General features: G+C 69.4%; 14 protein-coding genes. 12 read left to right on the top strand and 2 right to left on the bottom strand.

Features of this window, described 5'->3' with window-relative positions; translation table 11 throughout:
* Positions 1-202 precede the first annotated feature (202 nt).
* The gene (locus CSC76_RS01165) at positions 203-1,423 is read left to right on the top strand and encodes a cyclic di-GMP phosphodiesterase (protein WP_274382077.1); all 1,221 of its coding nucleotides are present in this window, start codon (positions 203-205) and stop codon (positions 1,421-1,423) included.
* Between the two features lie 143 nt (positions 1,424-1,566).
* On the opposite strand, the gene CSC76_RS01160 is transcribed toward CSC76_RS01165, so the two are convergent.
* On the bottom strand, positions 1,567-4,044 hold the full coding sequence (locus CSC76_RS01160) for a TonB-dependent receptor (protein WP_202923456.1): 2,478 nt from the start codon (positions 4,042-4,044) through the stop codon (positions 1,567-1,569).
* Positions 4,045-4,072: 28 nt separating this feature from the next.
* Positions 4,073-6,115, bottom strand: a complete 2,043-nt coding sequence (locus CSC76_RS01155; protein ID WP_162108229.1) for a tetratricopeptide repeat-containing sulfotransferase family protein — start codon at positions 6,113-6,115, stop codon at positions 4,073-4,075.
* A gap of 325 nt (positions 6,116-6,440) precedes the next feature.
* Between CSC76_RS01155 and CSC76_RS01150 the strand changes: the two genes are divergently transcribed.
* The 11 genes from CSC76_RS01150 to CSC76_RS01100 all read left to right on the top strand — a co-directional run bounded on the left by CSC76_RS01150 (position 6,441) and on the right by CSC76_RS01100 (position 18,795).
* Positions 6,441-7,496: an aromatic ring-hydroxylating oxygenase subunit alpha gene (locus CSC76_RS01150; RefSeq protein ID WP_162108228.1), complete on the top strand. Its 1,056-nt coding sequence runs from the start codon at positions 6,441-6,443 to the stop codon at positions 7,494-7,496.
* Positions 7,483-8,772, top strand: coding sequence for a Xaa-Pro dipeptidase (locus CSC76_RS01145; protein ID WP_238394830.1), 1,290 nt, complete (start codon positions 7,483-7,485; stop codon positions 8,770-8,772). The genes CSC76_RS01150 and CSC76_RS01145 overlap by 14 nt, the downstream gene beginning before the upstream one ends.
* An 8-nt stretch (positions 8,773-8,780) precedes the next feature.
* Entirely contained in the window at positions 8,781-10,094 is a 1,314-nt protein-coding gene (locus CSC76_RS01140) for an amino acid permease (protein WP_162108227.1), read from the top strand.
* Positions 10,087-12,153, top strand: coding sequence for an oxidoreductase (locus CSC76_RS01135; protein WP_162108226.1), 2,067 nt, complete (start codon positions 10,087-10,089; stop codon positions 12,151-12,153). The genes CSC76_RS01140 and CSC76_RS01135 overlap by 8 nt, the downstream gene beginning before the upstream one ends.
* 231 nt (positions 12,154-12,384) lie before the next feature.
* On the top strand, positions 12,385-13,044 hold the full coding sequence (locus CSC76_RS01130; protein WP_162108225.1) for a thermostable hemolysin: 660 nt from the start codon (positions 12,385-12,387) through the stop codon (positions 13,042-13,044).
* Complete coding sequence (locus CSC76_RS01125; RefSeq protein ID WP_162108224.1) at positions 13,041-14,543, top strand: AMP-binding protein; 1,503 nt, start codon at positions 13,041-13,043, stop codon at positions 14,541-14,543. The genes CSC76_RS01130 and CSC76_RS01125 overlap by 4 nt, the downstream gene beginning before the upstream one ends.
* A complete protein-coding gene (locus CSC76_RS01120; RefSeq protein WP_162108223.1) occupies positions 14,540-15,214 on the top strand; it encodes an iron-containing redox enzyme family protein in 675 nt (224 codons plus the stop codon). Before CSC76_RS01125 ends, CSC76_RS01120 begins: the two co-directional genes overlap by 4 nt.
* The gene (locus tag CSC76_RS01115; RefSeq protein WP_162108337.1) at positions 15,214-16,053 is read left to right on the top strand and encodes an SDR family oxidoreductase; all 840 of its coding nucleotides are present in this window, start codon (positions 15,214-15,216) and stop codon (positions 16,051-16,053) included. The genes CSC76_RS01120 and CSC76_RS01115 overlap by 1 nt, the downstream gene beginning before the upstream one ends.
* A gap of 4 nt (positions 16,054-16,057) precedes the next feature.
* The gene (locus CSC76_RS01110) at positions 16,058-16,699 is read left to right on the top strand and encodes a tetratricopeptide repeat protein (RefSeq protein ID WP_162108336.1); all 642 of its coding nucleotides are present in this window, start codon (positions 16,058-16,060) and stop codon (positions 16,697-16,699) included.
* A 24-nt stretch (positions 16,700-16,723) separates the two neighbouring features.
* Entirely contained in the window at positions 16,724-17,410 is a 687-nt protein-coding gene (locus tag CSC76_RS01105) for a response regulator transcription factor (protein ID WP_162108222.1), read from the top strand.
* Between the two features lie 17 nt (positions 17,411-17,427).
* Complete coding sequence (locus tag CSC76_RS01100) at positions 17,428-18,795, top strand: ATP-binding protein (RefSeq protein ID WP_202923462.1); 1,368 nt, start codon at positions 17,428-17,430, stop codon at positions 18,793-18,795.
* Positions 18,796-18,811: the final 16 nt, after the last annotated feature.

Below are 18,811 nucleotides of genomic sequence, written 5' to 3'. Positions count from 1 at the left end.
ACGGACGCCTGATGGCTGCGGCGTCACGCGTAATTCATTGAAAATGAAGAAGAAACGAAAGGCTTTCGCAGGATCGGACCGTCGTGAACGGTCCGAGTAATCGTGATTACCATCGCAGTGTCCAGCCCCGCTGCAGGGTTCAACCGCCTCTGGCTGCGCCGCTATTCCAGTGGGTATGGGAAGAAGGCATGGGAGGGGGCAGGTGTTGAAGACGATCCAGACGCAGTCGCTGAAAGCCGGCATGTATGTGGTGAAGCTGCACGGGCCCTGGTTGCAGCATCCCTTCTGGCGTACCCGCTTCGTGGTCGACCAGGACGATGTGGACACCTTGCTTGCCAGGCCGGTCGACCGGGTGGACATCGATACAGATCGCGGTGGCGATGTCGACGCGGCGGGCAATGAAGACGCCAATGGGCCGATGCCGTGCGCGGACGATGCGGCGTTCGTGCTCGCCGCTGGCCTACCGCCGAAGAGTGGCGGGGCGCAGGCACATGCCGGGATGGGCGACGAACTGGCGCGTGCGCGCCTGATCTGCGACGACGGGCGCGCCCTGGTGGAGGCGATGTTCGGCGAGCTGAGGATGGGGCGCACGATCGTGTTGGACGGCGCGCGCGACCTTGCCGCGCGCATCGACGCGTCGGTGTCGCGCAATCCGCTCGCCCTGGTCAGCCTGGCGCGGTTGAAGACGGCCGACGACTACACCTATCTGCACAGCGTCGCGGTGGCCGGGCTGATGTCGGCGGTCGCGCGCGACCTGGCCCTGCCAGAGCAACAACGCGAACGTGCGGCCATCGCGGGGCTGCTCCATGACATGGGCAAGGCCCATGTCCCGCCCTCTATCCTCAACAAGCCGGGCAAGTTGCTGGACGAGGAGATGGCCCTCATGCGCGACCATCCCGCCGCGGGCGAGCGGCTGCTGCGGGATGCGGGGCTGGAGGATGCCGACGTGCTGCACGTGGTGCGTCATCATCACGAGCGCATGGATGGCAACGGCTATCCCGACCGGCTTGCGGCCGAAGACCTGCCCGTGCTCACGCGCATCAGCGCGGTGTGCGATGTCTATGACGCCATCACTTCCAACCGGCCCTACAAGGCCGGATGGGACCCCGCCGAGTCGCTGCGACGGATGGCGTCGTGGCAGGGGCACTTCGATCCCCTGGCGTTGAAGAGCCTGGTCCGTGTGTTGGGCATCTATCCGGTCGGATCGCTCGTGCGGCTGGCTTCCGACCTCCTGGCGGTCGTCGTTGCGCCCGGAGACCACCCCTTGGCCCCTCCCCGTGTCCGGATCTTCTTTTCCGCGCGGTCGCGGTCCCATGTATTCAGGCGCGACGTGGACCTGGGTGCGTCGAGCGACCGCATCGTCGGCATCGAGTCGGCCCAGGCGTGGGGATTCCGGGATCTCGAGAAACTCTGGATACCCTGACCGCCTGTGCATGCCCATGCAAGTCCGATGCAATCGCCGGTCGCCGCAAGGAGAGGCCGACGGGTGCCGGCATGATTCGCGCCGTCAGGACGAAAAAAAGCCCCGGCTCGCGCCGGGGCTTCCTGTCGCCGGAACGGGGAGCGTCAGAACTCCTGTGAGAACCGCACGCCGATGGTGCGCGGCTGGGTCACCACCGTGTAGACCTGCCCGTTCGGATACTCCGGCACCACGGCCGCGGCGCCGCAGACGGACTCCGCACACTGGGTGAACCGGTTCAGCTCGCCGCGTTCGTCGAACAGGTTGTTGACGTACACGTCCACTTTCCAGTCGTTGCGGCGGTAACCGGCCGACACGTCCACCGTGGTGTAGGCATCCAGGTCGCCGAGGATCTCGCGTTCGGCCAGGCGCAGGTCGGACTTGCGGTCGCCCACGTGCACCACCGCCCCCTGCAGGAACGCCTCGCCGCCTGCCACGTCGAAGGTGTAACGCGCGGTCAGGTTGCCCTTCATCTTCGGCGTGACCGGCAGCTGCGTGCCCGTCGGGGCCTCGGGATCCGCGCATTCGGTGACCGGATTGCCGTCGTCGTCGGTGAAGCCGCAGTAGTTCTCGGTCAGTTCCGCGTCGTAGAACGCGGCGCCGGCCGTCAGCTGCAGGTTGTAGGTGGCCGCGAACGCCAGCGAGAATTCGGCACCGTTGATGCGCGCCTGGTTGGCGTTCTTGATCTCGGTCAGGCCGTTGGCGCCGAGGATGGAGAACTGGAAGTCCTCCCAGTCCTGGCGGAACACCGAGCCGTTGAACGACAGACGGTTGTCCAGCCAGGTGGTTTTCCAGCCGAACTCGTAGTTGGTCAGGTAGTCCGACAGGTACGGCGGCAGCGTGCCGCGGCGGTTGATGCCGCCGGGACGGAAGCCTTCCGACCAGGTGCCGTAGATCATCTTGCTGGGATCGATGCGCCAGGTCAGGTTGAAGCGGCCGATGTGGCCGTTCTCCTTCACCCGCTTGTCGAAGAAGCTGCAGGGCGCGCCGTTGAAGGTGGGCGCGCCGTCCGGGCAGGCCGCCTCGCCATAGCTCGACACCCAGCCCCAGTCGGCGAAACCGAAGAAGCCCTTCAGGCTGTTGTCGACCTCGAACCAGCGCGCACCGGCGGTGGCGGTCAGGTCTTCGGTGATGTCGAAGCTGAGCTCGCCGAACACCGCCTTGTCCTTGTCCTGGCGCAGCTGCTTGGTCAGCCAGATCGTGTCCGGCCAGCCCGTGACCGACTGCACCGGCGACAGGCCGTCGATCTTGTAGCGCTGCTGGATGTCGTGTTCCTGGTCCTGCATGAACACACCGGCGACGAAGCGGAAGCGGTTCTCGGTCGGCGAGGCGATGCGCAGTTCGTGGCTGGTCTTCTTGTAGCCGTCCACGCCCTGGATGTACTGCGAGGGATTGACCAGCGAGCCCGGCGCGCACGTGAAGGTGTCCGGATCGAAGTCGGAGCAGGTGTAGGCACCGTACGCCGCCAAGGTGTCGTACCAGAAGGCGTAGTCGTTGTAGTCCTGTTCCACGTCGACGTCGCGGTCCAGCCGGGCGAAGGCGTAGGTCAGGTCGAAGTTGCCGATCCTGCCTTCCACCGTCAGCGCGGCCTGCCACCAGCGGTCGTCCGAGGTCTCCGGATAGAAGTGGGTCAGTGCCAGTTCGCCCACCTGCGGGTCCACGGCAAAACCGCCTTCGGACTTCTGCTGCTGGCCCATGATCGTGGGGGTGATCGACCAGTTGTCGTCCAGGTCCACCTTCAGCGCCAGGCGCGCGCCGGTGGTGTCGACCTCGTTGTAGTCCTTCCTGGCGCGGCCAGCGTTGTCGATGGTGCCGTTGCCGCCGGAGTCGGCATCCCACGACGGGAACGTGCGCGTGCCGTATACGTTGTCGATGTAGCCAGCGTCGTGCTTGTTCCAGGCGACCAGGCGGATCGCCGCGCGGTCGCTCATGGGCAGGTTGAGGAAGCCTTCGGCGACGTGGCCGATGCCGCCGTGGCTGACGCTGTTGAGCTCCAGCCCGTAGCCGGCGGCGAAGCCGGTGGGGTCGGGCTTGTTGGTGATGATGCGCAGCGTGCCGGCCTGCGAACTGGCGCCGTACAGCGTGCCCTGCGGGCCGGCCAGCGACTCGACGCGGTCGATGTCGTAGATGTGGATGTCCAGCGGGCCCTGGATGGTGGTGACCGGCTGTTCGTCCAGGTACACGCCCACGCTGGGCAGCGAACCGGAGTGGTTGCCGTCGCCGCCGCTGGCCACGCCGCGCATGTAGATCTGCGCGAAGCCCGGGCCTGCCGACTGGTACGACACGCTGGGCAGGTATTTCACGTAGTCGTCGAAGTCGGTGACGTTGAGGTTCTTCAACTGTTCCGTGCCCAGCACCTGGATGCTGATCGGCACTTCCTGCAGGTTCTCCACGCGCTTCTGCGCGGTCACCGTGACGGTGTCCAGCGTGGCCGCGCTGCGTTCGCCCTCGGCGGGCGGCGTGGCGGGTGCGTCCTGGGCCAGGGCGGTGGCGCCGAACGCCAGGTAGATCGCGGCGGTCAACGGGAACCTCGCCAGGGTCGACGGATCGCGCCGCCCCGGCTTTCTTCTGCTACGGGTACTCATCCAGCTCACCTCTCTCCAGTGATGACGGTCAATCGGGGATGGAACTGCCTGCCATGAAGTCCGGAACCGCCGGATAGGCGCCCAACACGGGGCCCAGCGCGACCTTCAGCGGTTCCAGCCACGGTTCGTAATGCCGCCAGTGATCCACGCCTTCGCGGTAGATCGGCTGGCGGACCTGCTCGGAACTGGCGGTGCGCACCGGCCGCGCGTTCTCGAAGAAGCGCAGGCAGCCGTCCTCGAACGGCAGCCCGCAGTAGGCCAGCAGGCGGCGCACTTCGGCTTCGGTGTCCTCGACCAGCTGTTCGTAGAGGACCCGGTGCACGCGCCCGGGCAACACGTCGTCGTAGTGCGCCATCAGCGCCACGTAGTCGTGGTAGTAGCGGCCGATGTCCTCCAGCCCGTAACTGAAGCCCTGGCCACGCGCGAAGTGCTGCTTGAAGCCGGAGAAGCAGCAGGCCAGCGGGTGGCGCCGCGCATCGATGATCTTCGCGTTCGGCAGCATCAGGTGGATCAGGCCGGTGTGGGCGAAGTTGTTCGGCATCTTGTCGATGAAGAACGGGCGGCCGGACTTGCGGTGGATGCGGGTCGTCTCGAGGTAGCGCTCGCCGAGCGCGCGCAGGGCGTCGCCGTCGAGCGTCGCCAGCAGGTCGTGGTAGGTGTCGGCGCCGCGTGCCCGCGCCTGTTCCCGTAGTTCGCGGGTGATGGAGGTGATGTCGGGGAGCTCCATCGTGCCTTCCACGGCGGAGTGGCTGGACAGGATCTGTTCCAGCAGCGTGGAGCCGGCACGGGGCATGCCGACGATGAAGATGGGATCCGGTGCATCGCAGCCCAGGCCCGCGCGCTGCGCGAAGAACGCCGCGGTGTGCGCGCCGCGCAGGCGCTGCACGCGTGCGCGGGTGTCGTCGGTGCGGTAGCCCAGCTGCGCGCTGCGCAGGGCATTGCCGTCGCGGTAGTGCGCGAACGACGCCGCGTAGTCGCCGGCATCCTCCAAAGCCTTGCCCAGGGCGAAGTCCAGGTGCAGGCGGTCCTCGTCCGGAAGATCGGTGCGCGCGCGCTGCGCACGCATCACCGCCATGTCGTCGTCGCTGAAGCGGAAGGGCTTCAGGTTGGCCAGGCTCCACCACACTTCGCCGAAGCCGGGCTGCAGCGAAAGCGCGCGGCGGTAGGCGTCGATCGCGCGCGCGGTGGGGCCGGCCGTCTTCAAGGCATGGCCATAGCTCATCCAGATCTTCGCCTGCTGGGGGTACGACGCCAGCACACGCTCATACAGCGCCAGCGCGGGTTCGTAGTCGCCGATGCGGCACAGCACCACGGCCTTGAGGTTCAGGTGCGCCGGATTGTCCGGCTCGTGCGCCAGCAGGCGGTCGATCTGCCGCAGGGCGTCCTCGGGCCGGTTGGCGCGGTGCAGTACCAGCGCGTAGTTCTGTCGGGCAGGCAGGAAGTCCGGCGCCAGTTCCACGCAGCGGGCGAGCAGGGACTCGGCGTCCTCGCCGCGACCCACGCGCGCGGCGACCTCGGCCAGCATGCGGATGGCGGCCACATCGGTGGGCAGGCGCTTCAGGTGCGCGCGCAGCAGGGCTTCCGCCTCGGGAATGCGGTTGTCGGCCAGGGCGGCGGCGGCCTGCATCAGGCCGGGATCGCGCGTGGCATGGCGGGTGTGTTCCAGGTAGGCCTGCGCCGCGCCGTCGCCGTCCCCCATCGCCGAAAGGTGGTCGCCGAGTTCGCGCCACGCCTGCGGCAGGTCGGGCTTCAGCGCCAGCGCGCGGCGCAGGGCGGGCACCGCATCGCCGCCGCGTCCGGCGCGGCCCAGCGTCAGGCCGTGCTCCAGATGGGCCAGCGGCCACTGCGGATGTTCGCGGACCAGCGGTTCCAGCACATCGAGTGCGTGCGGCCTTTGCCCGCGCACGCGGTGCGAGGCGGCCAGCACCAGCAGGGCCATCGGATGCCGGCCGACCACGCGGATGATCTCGCCGGCCTGTTGCGCGGCCATCGCCGGGTCGGTGGACAGCAACGGGCGCGCATGGTCGAGCGCCGTCTGCAGCGTGCCGGTGGGCGCGGCGGCCGCGGTCATGCACCGTCCCCGTGCATGGGGTCGGTCGTGCGTCCGCAGTCGTCCAGCGGTCGTTCCAATCGGTCGTTCCGGCAGTGGTGGTGTGCCCTCGCTTTCAATCTATAGGCGAACCGGGGGCGCTGGATAGAGCAGGAATAGACCGAAATGCACGAAATTTCGATCCGCAAAAAGTAATCCAACTTTCGTCATGGCCTGCCGCACCTTCCGGGTGCAGGGCGATGCGGATACGCCACGTTCCGGTGCGGGGGCTGTGCGCGCCTGCGTCCTGCGCTTAGGCTTGGCGGACCGGCCTGCGCTCGACCGGCCGACGCCTCCCAGGAATCCCATGTCCCGTCCCGCCGATCACTTGCCCCTCGAACGCGCCCGGGCGCTGCCGGCCCGCTACTACGCCGGCGAGGCGACGCTGGCGCTGGAACAGGGAGCCGTGTTCCGGCGCAGCTGGCAGCTGGTCGCGCATGCGGATCAACTGGCCGAGCCGGGCGATCACATCGTCGAGCACGTGGCCGGCGTGCCGGTGCTGGTGGTGCGCGGGCAGGATGGTGTGCTGCGCGCCTTTCCGAACGTGTGCCGCCATCGTGCCGGCCCGCTGGCGCTGTGCAACGGCAAGGGCGCACGCGCGCTGCACTGCAAGTACCACGGCTGGACCTACACGCTGGAAGGCCAGCTGCGCAGCGCGCCGGAGATGCAGGGGGCCGCGGATTTCGACGTCAACGATATCCGCCTGCCTCCGCTGCGCGTACACGCCTGGCAGGGGCTGGTGTTCGTCGCCGTGGACGAAGACGTGCCGCCGTTCGATGCGGTCTACGGCGGCATCGCCGAGCGCATCGCCCCCATCGACCTGGCCACGATGCGCTTCCATCGCCGCGACAGTTACGACATCGGGTGCAACTGGAAAGTCTACGTGGACAATTTCCTCGAGGGCTACCATCTGCCGCACGTGCATCCCGGGCTGTCGAAGGTGCTCGACTACCGCGCGTACGACACCGAGCTTTTCCCCTGGCACTCGTTGCAGCACTCGCCGCTGCGCAACAGCGGCGACATCTACGGCGATGGCGATGCGTTCTATTACTTCGTCTATCCCAACGTGATGCTCAACATCATGCCGGGGCGATTGCAGACCAACCGGATCCTGCCGCTGGGGCCGGACCGCTGCCGGGTGGAGTTCGACTACTACTACGCGCAGGACGACGCGGCCCTGGCCCGCATCGCCAACGATCAGGCCTTCAGCGACGAGGTGCAGGACGAGGACATCCGCATCTGCGAATCCGTGCAGCAGGGCCTGGCCTCAGGCTTGTACGACGCCGGTCGCTTGTGTCCCAAGCGCGAAAGCGGCGTCTGGCATTTCCATAACCTGTTGAGGGCGGCCTATGGCGATGCGTGACCGGTTGCTGCCTGCGCTGCTGCTGGCCGCCGTCGCACTGCCGGCCGGGGCACAGGATCTGCTGATCCGGGCAGGCCACGTCCTCGATGTGGACACGGGGCGGATGCTCGCCGGGCGCGACATCCTGGTGCGTGACGGACGGGTCGCTTCGATCGCCGCGTCCGCAGAAGCCGTCGATCCCGGGCTGCGGGTGCTGGACTGGTCCGCGCTGACCGTCGTGCCCGGCCTGATGGACATGCACACGCACCTGGCCGACGAAGGGCCCTATGGCGATCCTGCGACACCGCTGAGGAGCAACGCCGCGCGCGATGCCTTCATCGGTGCGCGCAACGCACGGGCGACCCTGCAGGCCGGCTTCACCACCGTGCGCGATGTCGGGGTCTATCGCGGTTTCGCCGACGTGCAGTTGCGCGATGCGATCAACGCCGGCCTCGTGCCCGGGCCGCGCATGTTCGTTGCCGGCACCTACGTCACGGTCACCGGAGGCGGCGGCGAGATCACCGGATTGCCCGCGGGGACGGAGGTGCCGGCGATCTTCCGCCGTGGCGTCGCCGACAACGAAGCGGAGGTGCGTCGGCGGGTGAACGAGATCCTCGACGCGGGCGCCGACTTCATCAAGTTGATCGCCACCGGCGCCGTGCTCGCCGACGGCACCGAGCCCGGGCAATCCGAGTACACCGAGGCCGAGATCCGCGCAGCGGTGGAAGAGGCCGGGCGTCGCGGCCGTTTCGTCGCCGCGCACGCGCATGGGGCGGAAGGCATCAAGCGCGCCGTGCGTGCCGGTGCGCGCTCGATCGAGCACGGCTCGCTGATGGACGACGAGGCGATCGCGTTGATGAAGCAGCACGGCACCTTCCTGGTCGCCGACATCTACAACGGCGACTACATCGACAGCGTCGGCCGCCGCGACGGCTGGTCCGCGGAGATCCTGCGCAAGAACCTGGACACGACCGAGGCCCAGCGCGAGGGCTTCCGCAAGGCCGTCGCCGCCGGCGTCAACATCGCCTACGGCACCGACAGCGGCGTCTACCCGCATGGCGACAATGCGCGCCAGTTCGCCTACATGGTCCGCTACGGGATGACGCCGCTGCAGGCGATCCGCGCGGCGACGCTGGAGTCGGCCCGCCTGCTGCGCAAGGAAAATGAACTGGGCTCGATCACCCCGGGCAAGCTCGCCGACCTCGTCGCCCTGGCCTGCGATCCGCTGGCCGACATCGCCTGCCTGCAGCAGGTGCGCGGTGTGGTGAAGGCGGGCGTGCCGGTGGCACTGGACTGACGCCGCGCATGCAGCCCGGCGACGGCAGGAAGATCGGCTTCTGGACCTGCACCGCGCTGGTGGTGGGCAACACCATCGGCATGGGCATCTTCGTGCTGCCCGCCTCGCTGGCGCCGCTGGGCTACAACGCGCTGCTGGGCTGGGGCATCACCGTGCTGGGCTGCCTCGCGCTGGCGCGTGTCTTCGCCCGCCTGGCGCGTTTGTTGCCGGAGGCCGACGGGCCCTATGGCTACGTCCAGCGCACGCTCGGCGACCTGCCGGCGTACGCGGTGCTGTGGTCCTACTGGGTGTCCAACTGGATCACGCTGGCGGCCCTGGCCACGGGCGTGGTGGGCTACGCCGCAGCGGTCTTTCCGCCGCTCGCCCGGGTGCAGCCGGCGTGGCTGTGCGTCGGCGTGCTGTGGGTGTTCGTGGGCGTCAACCTGCTGGGCGTGCGCAGCGGCGGTCGCGTGCAGGTGGTGACAACGGTGATGAAGCTGGTGCCGATGCTGGCCGTGGCCGTGCTGGGCATGTGGGTGCTGCTGGATTCACCTGCATCGTTCGGCGCGTATCCGCCGGCCAAACCGATCAGCCTGGGCGATGCGATGGCGGCTTCGACACTCGCGCTGTTCGCCATGCTGGGGATCGAGTCGGCGACCATCCCGGCCTCGCGCGTGGACGATCCGGGGCGCACCATCCCGCGCGCGACGCTGGCGGGCACCGGCATCACGGCCGCCATCTACCTGGTGGTTTCCGCCGTGCCGCTGCTGTTGCTTCCCTACGCCGAACTGGCCCAGTCCAGCGCGCCCTTCGCGCTGGTGATGGAGCGCTTCGGGGGCGAGGGCATGGGGCGCTGGATCGCGTTGTTCGTGGTGGTGAGTGGGCTTGGCGCGCTCAATGGCTGGACGCTGCTGGGAGGCGAGATGATGCGTACGATGGCCGATAACGGCACGATGCCACGCGTCTTCGCGCGCACCAATGCCCACGGCGCGCCGGCCGGCGCGCTGGTGCTCACGGCGTTGCTGGCCACTGCCATGGTGTTGATGAACTACAGCGAATCGGCGGTGACGGGCTTCACCTTCCTGAGCACGGTAGTGACCGCCGCCAACCTGCCGCTGTACCTGGGCTGTTCGCTGGCGCTGGGCGTCCTGTGGTGGCGCGGGCAGCGCGATGCCGGGCGCGACCTGCTCGTCGCCGCGGTGCTCGGCGTCGGTTACGCGGTATTCGCCTTTATCGGCATGGGCGCCCGGCCGTTCTGGCTGGCGCTGGCGCTGATGGTGGCGGGCCTTCCGCTGTACTTCTTCCTGCGCCACCTCCGTAAACGGACGACGCGCCATGCGTGATCCCCGCTACGACATCCTGTTCGAGCCGGTCCGCATCGGTCCGGTGACCACGAAGAACCGCTTCTTCCAGGTGCCGCACTGCAACGGCATGGGCCATGCGATGCCGCTGGCGCACGCGGCCATGCGCGAGGTGAAGGCCGAGGGCGGCTGGGGCGTGATCTCGACGGAAGAGTGCGAGATCCATCCCAGCAGCGACCTGACGCCGTATGTCGAGGCGCGCCTGTGGGACGACCGCGACATCCCCGCGCTCGCGCTGATGTGCGACAAGGTGCATGCGCATGGCGCGCTGGCCGCGCTGGAGCTGTCGCACAACGGGCCCACCGCCTCCAACCTGTATTCGCGCGAAGTGCTGCTGGCACCGTCGCATCAGCCGTCGAAGTACGGCTATCCCGCGCAGGCCCGCGCGATGGACCTGCACGACATCGCCGAGTACCGGCGCTGGCACCGCGAGGCGGCGGTGCGCGGCATGAAGGCGGGCATGGACATCATCTACGTCTATGCTGCGCACGACCTGTCGCTGCCGATGCATTTCCTGCAGCGTCGCCGCAACCAGCGCACCGATGCCTATGGCGGCTCGCTGGAGAACCGCATCCGCCTGCTGCGCGAAGTGCTGCAGGACACGCGCGAGGCGGTCGGCCACCGCTGCGCCGTCGCGCTGCGCTTCGCCACCGAGGAACTGCTGGGGCCGGGCGGGGTGGAACTGGCCGAAGCGCAGGACATCGTTGGGATGCTGGCCGAGCTTCCCGACCTCTGGGACGTCAACGTGGCGGCCTGGTACAACGATTCGGTTCCGTCGCGCTTCGCCCGCGAAGGCGCGCAGGAGCCCTTCATCGATTTCGTCCGCAAGGCGACGACCAAGCCGGTGGTCGGCGTGGGCCGCTTCACCTCGCCCGATACGATGGTCTCGCAGATCCGCCGCGGCGTGATCGACCTGATCGGTGCCGCGCGGCCGTCCATCGCCGACCCCTACCTGCCGCGCAAGATCGAGGAAGGCCGCGTCGACGACATCCGCGAATGCATCGGCTGCAACATCTGCGTCTCCGGCGACATGACGATCTCGCCCATCCGCTGCACGCAGAACCCGAGCATGGGCGAGGAGTGGCGCAAGGGATGGCACCCGGAACGGATCGCGCCCAAGGCAAGCGACGCCCGCGTGCTGGTGGTCGGTGGCGGGCCGGCCGGCCTGGAAGCGGCGCGCGCACTCGGCCAGCGCGGCTACGAGGTCCACCTGGCCGAAGCCCGGCGCGAACTGGGCGGGCGGGTCACGCGCGAGGCGCGCCTGCCGGGGCTGGCCGAATGGGCGCGCGTGCGCGACTGGCGGCTCGGGCAGATCGGCAAGCTGGCGAACGTCAGCACCTACCTCGACTCCGCGCTGACCGCGCAGGACGTGCTCGACTTCGGTGCGGACCACGTCGTCATCTCCACGGGATGCCACTGGCGGCGCGACGGGTTCGGGCGCAGCCACGGGCTGGGCATCGCCGACTTCGCCGACAACGCGCAGGTGTTCACCCCGGACGACCTGATGGACGGGCGCTGGCCCGAGGGCCGCGTGGTGGTCTACGACGACGACTACTTCTACACCGCCAGCGTGGTCGCCGAGGCGCTGCGCCTGCGCGGTTGCGAGGTAACGTACCTCACCCCGGACGACACCATCGCCTCGTGGAGCGCGAACACACTGGACTACCGCCATATCCAGTGGCGCATGGCCGAGCTGGGCGTCGTGCAGCGCGTATCGCACCTGGTCACCGGCTATACGGGAACCACGCTCGCGCTGGAGCACGCGTGGAGCGGCGCGGCCTCTTCGCTCGACTGCGACGCGATCGTGGTGGTCACGGCCCGCCTGCCCGACGATGCGCTCTACCAGGCGTTGAAGGGACGCGAGCCGGAATGGGCGGACGCCGGCATCCGCAGCTTGGCCTGCATCGGTGATGCGCTGGCGCCGGGGCTGATCGCGCACGCGGTGTACGCCGGCCACCGGTACGCGCAGGAACTGGACGCGCGGCGCGACGGCGAGGTGCCGTTCAAGCGGCACTTCCATCACGACCCGACAGGGACGTGATGGCGGGGAAGGGCGTTGTGCGGCGTTACAGGCGGGTTCTGCTGCATCCCTGCAGGTTCCGTGCAGTCGCGCCGCAGCGAGCGAGGGTGCGCGCTTTCGACGCACCTGTTCAGAAGGAATTTAGCTGCACGATGATGCGGTGCCCATTCTCACGAATTCGTGCCGAGAATCTAATGAGCGCTTAACTCGCACCTAATCGAGCCTTAATCCGGCGCTTCCAGCATGCCCGCCATGCACTGGATACGCCCCCACATCGCCCTGGCGCCCCTTCCCGGACGCTTCGTCAGCGTCCAGCTGGTCGAGCGCGACGACCCCGGCCGCGAGGCCGTGGAAGCCTTCATCGCCGACGTCTATCGGGACCGCTACGGCGCGGTCCTGCGGAACTTCTTCCCCCACCTGATCGCCTACCGGGACAGCGACGGCCGCCTGGCCGCCGCCGTGGGCATCCGCGCGGGCGCGGAGGGGCCGCTGTTCGTCGAGCACTATCTGGACGGGCCGGTGGAACACGCCATGACACGGCGGGGCATCGCGCACGTCGACCGCCGCCGCGTGGTGGAGGGGGGGAATTTCGCGGCCCCCTCGCCCGGGGTCGCACGCGAACTGATCCTGCAGCTGGCGCTGCCCCTGCAGGTGGCCGGCATGGACTGGGTATTGCTGGTCGCCACGCAGCAGCTGCGCACCGCCTTCGAGCGGCTGCGCCTGCCGATGCTGGAGCTGGCCGAAGCGCGCGCCGAGCGCCTGGGCGATGCCGGTGCGGACTGGGGGCGCTATTACGACGCGCGTCCCCGGCTCATCTGCGGCAACCTGGCCGAGGGTGTCGCCTATCTGCGCGGCGTGGAGCGGCCGGCGGCCTGCACCGCCCCGGATGCCTGCCTGGCGGGTGCGCCATGACGCGGCCGATGGATGTCGTGCTGCGCGGGACGCGGCTGAATGCGCCGCGCGTCATCAGCGCCCAGGGCACCCTGGACGATGCCGCGCTGGCGACACGGATCGACGCGCTGGTGGCGTGGCTGGCCAGGACCGGCATCCGCCGCGTCGCCAGCCGCCTGGACAATGGACCCGGCTGGTTCGTGCTGGACCTGGCCCTGCGCGAGATCGGGGGCGTGCATGTGCCGCTGCCGGTGTTCTTCTCCGAGGCGCAGGTGCGGCATGCGCTGGCGAGCAGCGGCGCGCAGTGCGTGGTGACGGCGCGCGAGGACGCCATGCCGCCTGGCGTGGAGGCGCTCAGCGGGTTCCTCGACGGCGAGCGGCTGGCGTACTGGCGCACCCCGGCGCACGACGCGCCGGGACCGGCACTGCCGCATCGGACGGCCTGCATCACCTATACGTCCGGCACCACGGGACGTCCGCGCGGCGTATGCCTGGACGCGGAGACCCTGTTCACTGTCGCAGGCTCGCTGGTCGACGCCGCGTCGGCCGTGGCACCGCGTCGGCACCTGTGCCTGATGCCGCTGGCGACGCTGCTGGAGAACGTGGCGGGCCTGTACGCGACGCTGCTGGCGGATGCGGAAATCGCGCTGCCATCGCTGTCGGAGATCGGCTACACCGGCGCCACCGGCCTGGACGTACCCACGCTGCTGCGTTGCCTTCACCGTTACCAGCCGGAGAGCGTGATCCTGGTGCCGCAGCTGTTGCTGGCGCTGGTGATGGCGGCCGAGCAGGGCGCGCCGCTCCCCGCATCGCTGCGCTACATCGCCGTCGGTGGCGGGCGCGTGGGGCCGGGCCTGCTGCAGCGCGCTCGCGCGCTCGGGCTGCCCGTCTTCGAAGGCTATGGTCTGACCGAATGCGGCTCCGTGGTGTGCCTCAACCGCCCGGAGGCCACGCGCGATGGCAGCGTCGGCCGTCCGCTGCCGCACGCCCGCATCTCGATCGTGGAGGGCGAGATCCAGGTCGAAGGCGCGCGTGCACTCGCCTATCTCGGCGGTGAGCCGCTGCCGGACGGCCCTGTCCGCACCGGTGACCTCGGCTACCAGGACGACGAGGGTTACGTGCACATCACCGGTCGCCGCAAGAACGTCTTCATCACCGCGTTCGGCCGCAACGTGTCGCCGGAGTGGGTCGAAAGCGAACTGCTGGCGCATCCCGCCATCGCCCAGGCCGTGGTCTGGGGCGAGGCCCAGGCGGACAACGTCGCGGTGCTGGTGCCGCGACGCGCCGACATCGACGACGCGCGTCTCGCGCGTGCGCTGGCCGACATCAACGCGGGCCTGCCCGATTACGCACGCGTCGCCCGCTTCGTGCGTGCCGGCGCCCCCTTCACCGCCGACGCGGGCTTGATGACCGCCAACGGTCGCCCGCGCCGCGAAGCGATCCTCGGCCGTTACCAGGCCGAGGTCGACGCCTGCTACCGCCGCCCCCCGAACGTATCCCCCTCCGGAGTTGCCGCATGAGTTTCCATGATGAGCTGGTCGCGCAGACTGCGCACGAACGCAACGGCCTGCTGTCCGTCCCGATCATCCAGTCCGCGCTGGCGGGCCGGATCGCGCGCGAGGACTACGTGGCTTTCCTCAATCAGGCCTTCCACCACGTCCGCCATACCGTGCCGCTGCTGATGGCCTGCGGGGCGCGGCTGCCGGCCCGGCTGGAGTGGCTGCGCACGGCGGTGGGCGAGTACATCGAAGAGGAAATGGGGCACCACGAATGGGTGCTGGACGACATCGCCGCCTGCGGCGAGGACCGGGCCGCCGCGGAGGCGTCTTCCCCTTCGCTCGCCACCGAACTGATGGTCAGCTACGCCTACGACACCATCCAGCGCGGCAATCCGGTCGGCTTCTTCGGCATGGTGCTGGTGCTGGAAGGCACCAGCGTCGCGCTCGCCACGCGCGCCGCCAACACGCTGCAGACCTCGCTGGACCTTCCCCGCAACGCCTTCAGTTATCTGCTCTCGCACGGCGACCTGGACATCGAGCATGTGGGCTTCTTCAAGCGCCTGATGGATCGCATCGACGATGAGGACGACAAGGCCGCCATCGTGCACGCGGCGCGCCGCTTCTACGTGTTGTACGGCGACATCTTCCGCACGCTGCGCGACGGCGGTGCCCGCCTGGCGGAGGCGGCATGATGGAACTGGCCGGCAGGACGGTGATGGTGACCGGCGCCAGCGGCGGCATCGGCGAGCCGCTGTGCGCGGCCCTGATCGCCGCGGGCGCGCGCGTGCTGGCGGTGGGCCGCAACGAAGGCAGGTTGCGCCGGCTCGCCCAGCACCTGCCCGCGGGTGCCCTGTCGTGGGTGGCGGCGGATGTCGCCACCGACGAAGGACGCGCGCAGGTCGTGCGTGCCGCGGCCGCGGCCAACCCCACGCCCTCGGTGCTGGTGCTGGCACATGCCCAGGGCGCGTTCGGCCTGTTCGCCGATCAGTCCCCCGAAGACATGGCACGGCTGGTGCAGACCAACCTGGTGGCGCCCATGCTGCTGGTGCACGCACTGCTGCCGGTGCTGGGCACGCACACGCCGGCGTCGGTCGTCGTGGTCGGCTCGACCTTCGGCAGCCTGGCGTTTCCCGGCTTCGCCGCCTACAGCGCCAGCAAGTCCGGCCTGCGCGGACTGACCGAAGCCCTGGCACGGGAGTACGCCGACACGCCGCTGCGCTTCCAGTACCTGTCGCCACGTGCCACGCGCACGCCCTTCAACACGCCGGCCGTCGACGCCCTGAACGCCGAACTGAAGACCGCCAGCGATGCGCCCGCCGATGTGGCACGCCACCTGGTCCGCGCCATCGAACGCGGCACCGCACGCATGCAGATCGGCTGGCCGGAGAAGCTGTTCGCCCGTCTCAACGGCCTGCTGCCGGGCCTTGTCGACCGCAGCCTGCGGTCCCGCCTTCCCGCCGTCCGCAAGCATGCGCGACGGTCACCCCTGTCCACGACGGAGCACGTTCCCCATGAAGCGCCCCCGCGGTAAATCCATGTTCTTCCTCATCCTGATGTCCACGGCGCTGCTGGTCGGCATCGCCGTGGCCGGCGAGCCGGCGACGGGTAGCGTCAACCAGGTGCGCGACCGCTGGGCGCAGATCAACTACCAGCTGCCCAAGCCGCAGCGGGAAGCGGCGTTCGAAGAGCTGCTGCACCAGTCCGAGAAGATCCGCCAGGCCACTCCGCGTGATGCCGCGGCGCTGATCTGGGAGGGCATCGTGCTGTCCAGCCTGGCCGGCGAGAAGGGCGGCATGGGCGCGCTGGGCCTGGTGAAGCGGGCGCGTGCGGATTTCGAGGCGGCCATCAAGCTGGACGCGAACGCACTGGACGGTGCCGCCTACACCAGCCTGGGCGCCCTGTATTACCAGGTGCCCGGCTGGCCGCTGGGGTTCGGCGACGATGCGGCCGCGCGCACGATGCTGCGCAAGGGACTGGCCATTGATCCGGACGGCATCGACGCCAACTACTTCTACGCGGATTTCCTGCGCGACCAGAAGGACTGGACCGGTGCCCGCACGGCCTTCCAGAAGGCGCTGGCGGCCCCCGCTCGCCCCGGCCGCGAGGTGGCCGATGCGGGCCGTCGCCAGGAGGCGCAGGCCAAGCTGAAGGACGTGACGGCGCACCTTGCGCACTGAGGTGACGGCCACCAGACTGGCTGCATGCGCATCCTGCTGGTGGAAGACGATCTGTCGCTGGGCGAAGGCATCCGTACCGCGCTGCGGCGTGGCGCCTTCGCCGTCGACTGGGTGCAGGACGGGGCCAGCGGGCTGCTGGCCCTGCGTGGCGGCGGTTTCGACCTGGTCGTGCTGGACCTTGGGCTGCCGCGGATGGACGGCATCGAGGTGATCCGTCAGCTGCGCGCCGCCGGCGATGCCGTGCCGGTCCTCGTGCTGAGCGCGCGCGAGCGCCCGGCTGACCGCACCCTCGGCCTGGACGTGGGCGCGGACGATTATCTGGGCAAGCCCTTCGATACCGCCGAACTGCTGGCGCGCGTGCGTGCACTGATCCGACGCAGCGCCGGCCGCGCCAATCCCACGCTGGAATCGGGCCCGCTGCGGCTGGATCCGGCCACGCTCACCGCCAGCTGGAAAGGGCGGCCGCTCGATCTGACCCGCCGCGAGTTCGCGCTGCTGCGCGTGCTGATGGAGCAGCGCGGTCGTCCGATGGCGCGCGACGCGATCCAGCGGCACCTGTACGGCTGGGATGCGGACGTGGCCAGCAACGCCGTCGATGTCCATGTCCACCAGCTCCGCCGCAAGCTGGAGCCCGGCATCATCCGCACCGTGCGCGGACTGGGCTATGCCCTCGGCGATGCCCTCGGCGATGCCCTCGGGGATGCGCCATGAGGTCGATGCGCGCCACCCTGCTGTGGCTGTTGCTGGGCACGCTGGCCGTGGTGATGGCGGCGGCGGGCCTGCTCAGCTACCGGGCCGGCCTGCAGGAAGCCGGCGAGATGTTCGATGCCCGCCTGGTGCAGTCCACCCGCGTGCTGGTCAGCCTGGTCGACGAGCCGCTCAGCGAACTGAACGCGTTTCCGGGCGAGCCGATCGTGCTGCGCGGCTGGCACGGACAGGCGCACGGCGTGGGCGAAGCGCTGGCGTTCAACGACGGCCATGCCTACGAGAACAAGCTGGCCTTCCAGGTCTGGGACGCGCAGGGTCGGCTGCTGCTGCGCTCGGACAGCGCGCCGGCGCGGCCCTTGGCGACGTTGAAGGCCGGATACGAGGACGTGGTGGTGGATGGCGCGCACTGGCGCGCGTTCACCCTGCGGTCACCGAACGGACGATGGTTCCAGTCGGCCGAACTCACCGACATCCGGGAGGAGCTGGCGGGCGACATCGCCGGCGGCACGCTGCTACCGCTGCTGCTGTCGCTGCCGCTGATCGCCCTGCTGGTCTGGTGGAGCGTCGCACTGGCCACGCGCTCGCTGCGGCGCATGTCGCACGAGATCGGCCAGCGCGATCCCGAGCGGATGACGCCGCTGGATCCGGCCCAGGTGCCGCTGGAGGCGCGTGGCCTGGTCGACGCGATCAACGGCCTGCTGCAACGGCTGGATGCCGCCCTGGCGCGCGAGCGCACCTTCGTGGCCGATGCCGCGCACGAACTGCGCACGCCCATCAGCGCGCTGAAGGTGCATGCCGACAACGCATGCCACGCCGGCGACGAGGGCGAACGCGAAGCGTCCCAGCAGCTGCTGACCGCCAGCGTGCAGCGCGTCGAACGCCTGGTGGCGCAGTTGCTGTCGTTGAGTCGCGCGGAAAGCACGGGACGCGTGGTGGCACGTACGCGGCTGGACCTGGCCGCGCTGGCCGGCATCGAGATCGATGCCGCCCGGCCACTGCTCGATGCACGGGGCCAGACCCTGCGTCTGGATCTGCAGCCGGTGCTGGTGTCGGGCGACGAAATCGCGCTCGGCCTGCTGGTACGCAACCTGGTGGAGAACGCCGCGCGCTATGCGCCGGCCGGCGCCACCGTCGAGGTGCGCACGTGGAAGGCCGATGGCCGCGCCTTCCTGTCGGTCGACGACAGTGGTCCGGGCATTCCCGACGACGAGCGTGAGCGTGTGTTCGATCGCTTCTATCGCCGGCTGGGCAGCCGCCACGAGGGCAGTGGGTTGGGCCTGGCGATCGTGAAGGAAGTGGTCACGGCACACGCCGGCACCATCCGGTTGGCGCAGTCGCCGCACTGGGGCGGCCTGTCGGTGTCGGTGGAGCTGCCCTGCCTGGCGTGAGCGCGCGTGGTGCGCC

This window comes from Pseudoxanthomonas mexicana, from assembly GCF_010093385.1.
Classification (GTDB): domain Bacteria; phylum Pseudomonadota; class Gammaproteobacteria; order Xanthomonadales; family Xanthomonadaceae; genus Pseudoxanthomonas_A; species Pseudoxanthomonas_A mexicana.
The sequence above is the reverse complement of the archived record's forward strand: the minus strand, read 5'-3'. Positions and strand labels throughout refer to the sequence as shown.

Excerpts from the sequence above, each read along its gene's own strand:
- CSC76_RS01160 (WP_202923456.1), bottom strand. The coding sequence starts at position 4,044 with ATGAGTACCCGTAGCAGAAGAAAGCCGGGGCGGCGCGATCCGTCGACC.
- CSC76_RS01155 (WP_162108229.1), bottom strand. The coding sequence starts at position 6,115 with ATGACCGCGGCCGCCGCGCCCACCGGCACGCTGCAGACGGCGCTCGAC.
- CSC76_RS01150 (WP_162108228.1), top strand. The coding sequence starts at position 6,441 with ATGTCCCGTCCCGCCGATCACTTGCCCCTCGAACGCGCCCGGGCGCTG.
- CSC76_RS01145 (WP_238394830.1), top strand. The coding sequence starts at position 7,483 with ATGGCGATGCGTGACCGGTTGCTGCCTGCGCTGCTGCTGGCCGCCGTC.
- CSC76_RS01140 (WP_162108227.1), top strand. The coding sequence starts at position 8,781 with ATGCAGCCCGGCGACGGCAGGAAGATCGGCTTCTGGACCTGCACCGCG.
- CSC76_RS01135 (WP_162108226.1), top strand. The coding sequence starts at position 10,087 with ATGCGTGATCCCCGCTACGACATCCTGTTCGAGCCGGTCCGCATCGGT.
- CSC76_RS01130 (WP_162108225.1), top strand. The coding sequence starts at position 12,385 with ATGCACTGGATACGCCCCCACATCGCCCTGGCGCCCCTTCCCGGACGC.
- CSC76_RS01125 (WP_162108224.1), top strand. The coding sequence starts at position 13,041 with ATGACGCGGCCGATGGATGTCGTGCTGCGCGGGACGCGGCTGAATGCG.
- CSC76_RS01120 (WP_162108223.1), top strand. The coding sequence starts at position 14,540 with ATGAGTTTCCATGATGAGCTGGTCGCGCAGACTGCGCACGAACGCAAC.
- CSC76_RS01115 (WP_162108337.1), top strand. The coding sequence starts at position 15,214 with ATGGAACTGGCCGGCAGGACGGTGATGGTGACCGGCGCCAGCGGCGGC.
- CSC76_RS01110 (WP_162108336.1), top strand. The coding sequence starts at position 16,058 with ATGTTCTTCCTCATCCTGATGTCCACGGCGCTGCTGGTCGGCATCGCC.
- CSC76_RS01105 (WP_162108222.1), top strand. The coding sequence starts at position 16,724 with ATGCGCATCCTGCTGGTGGAAGACGATCTGTCGCTGGGCGAAGGCATC.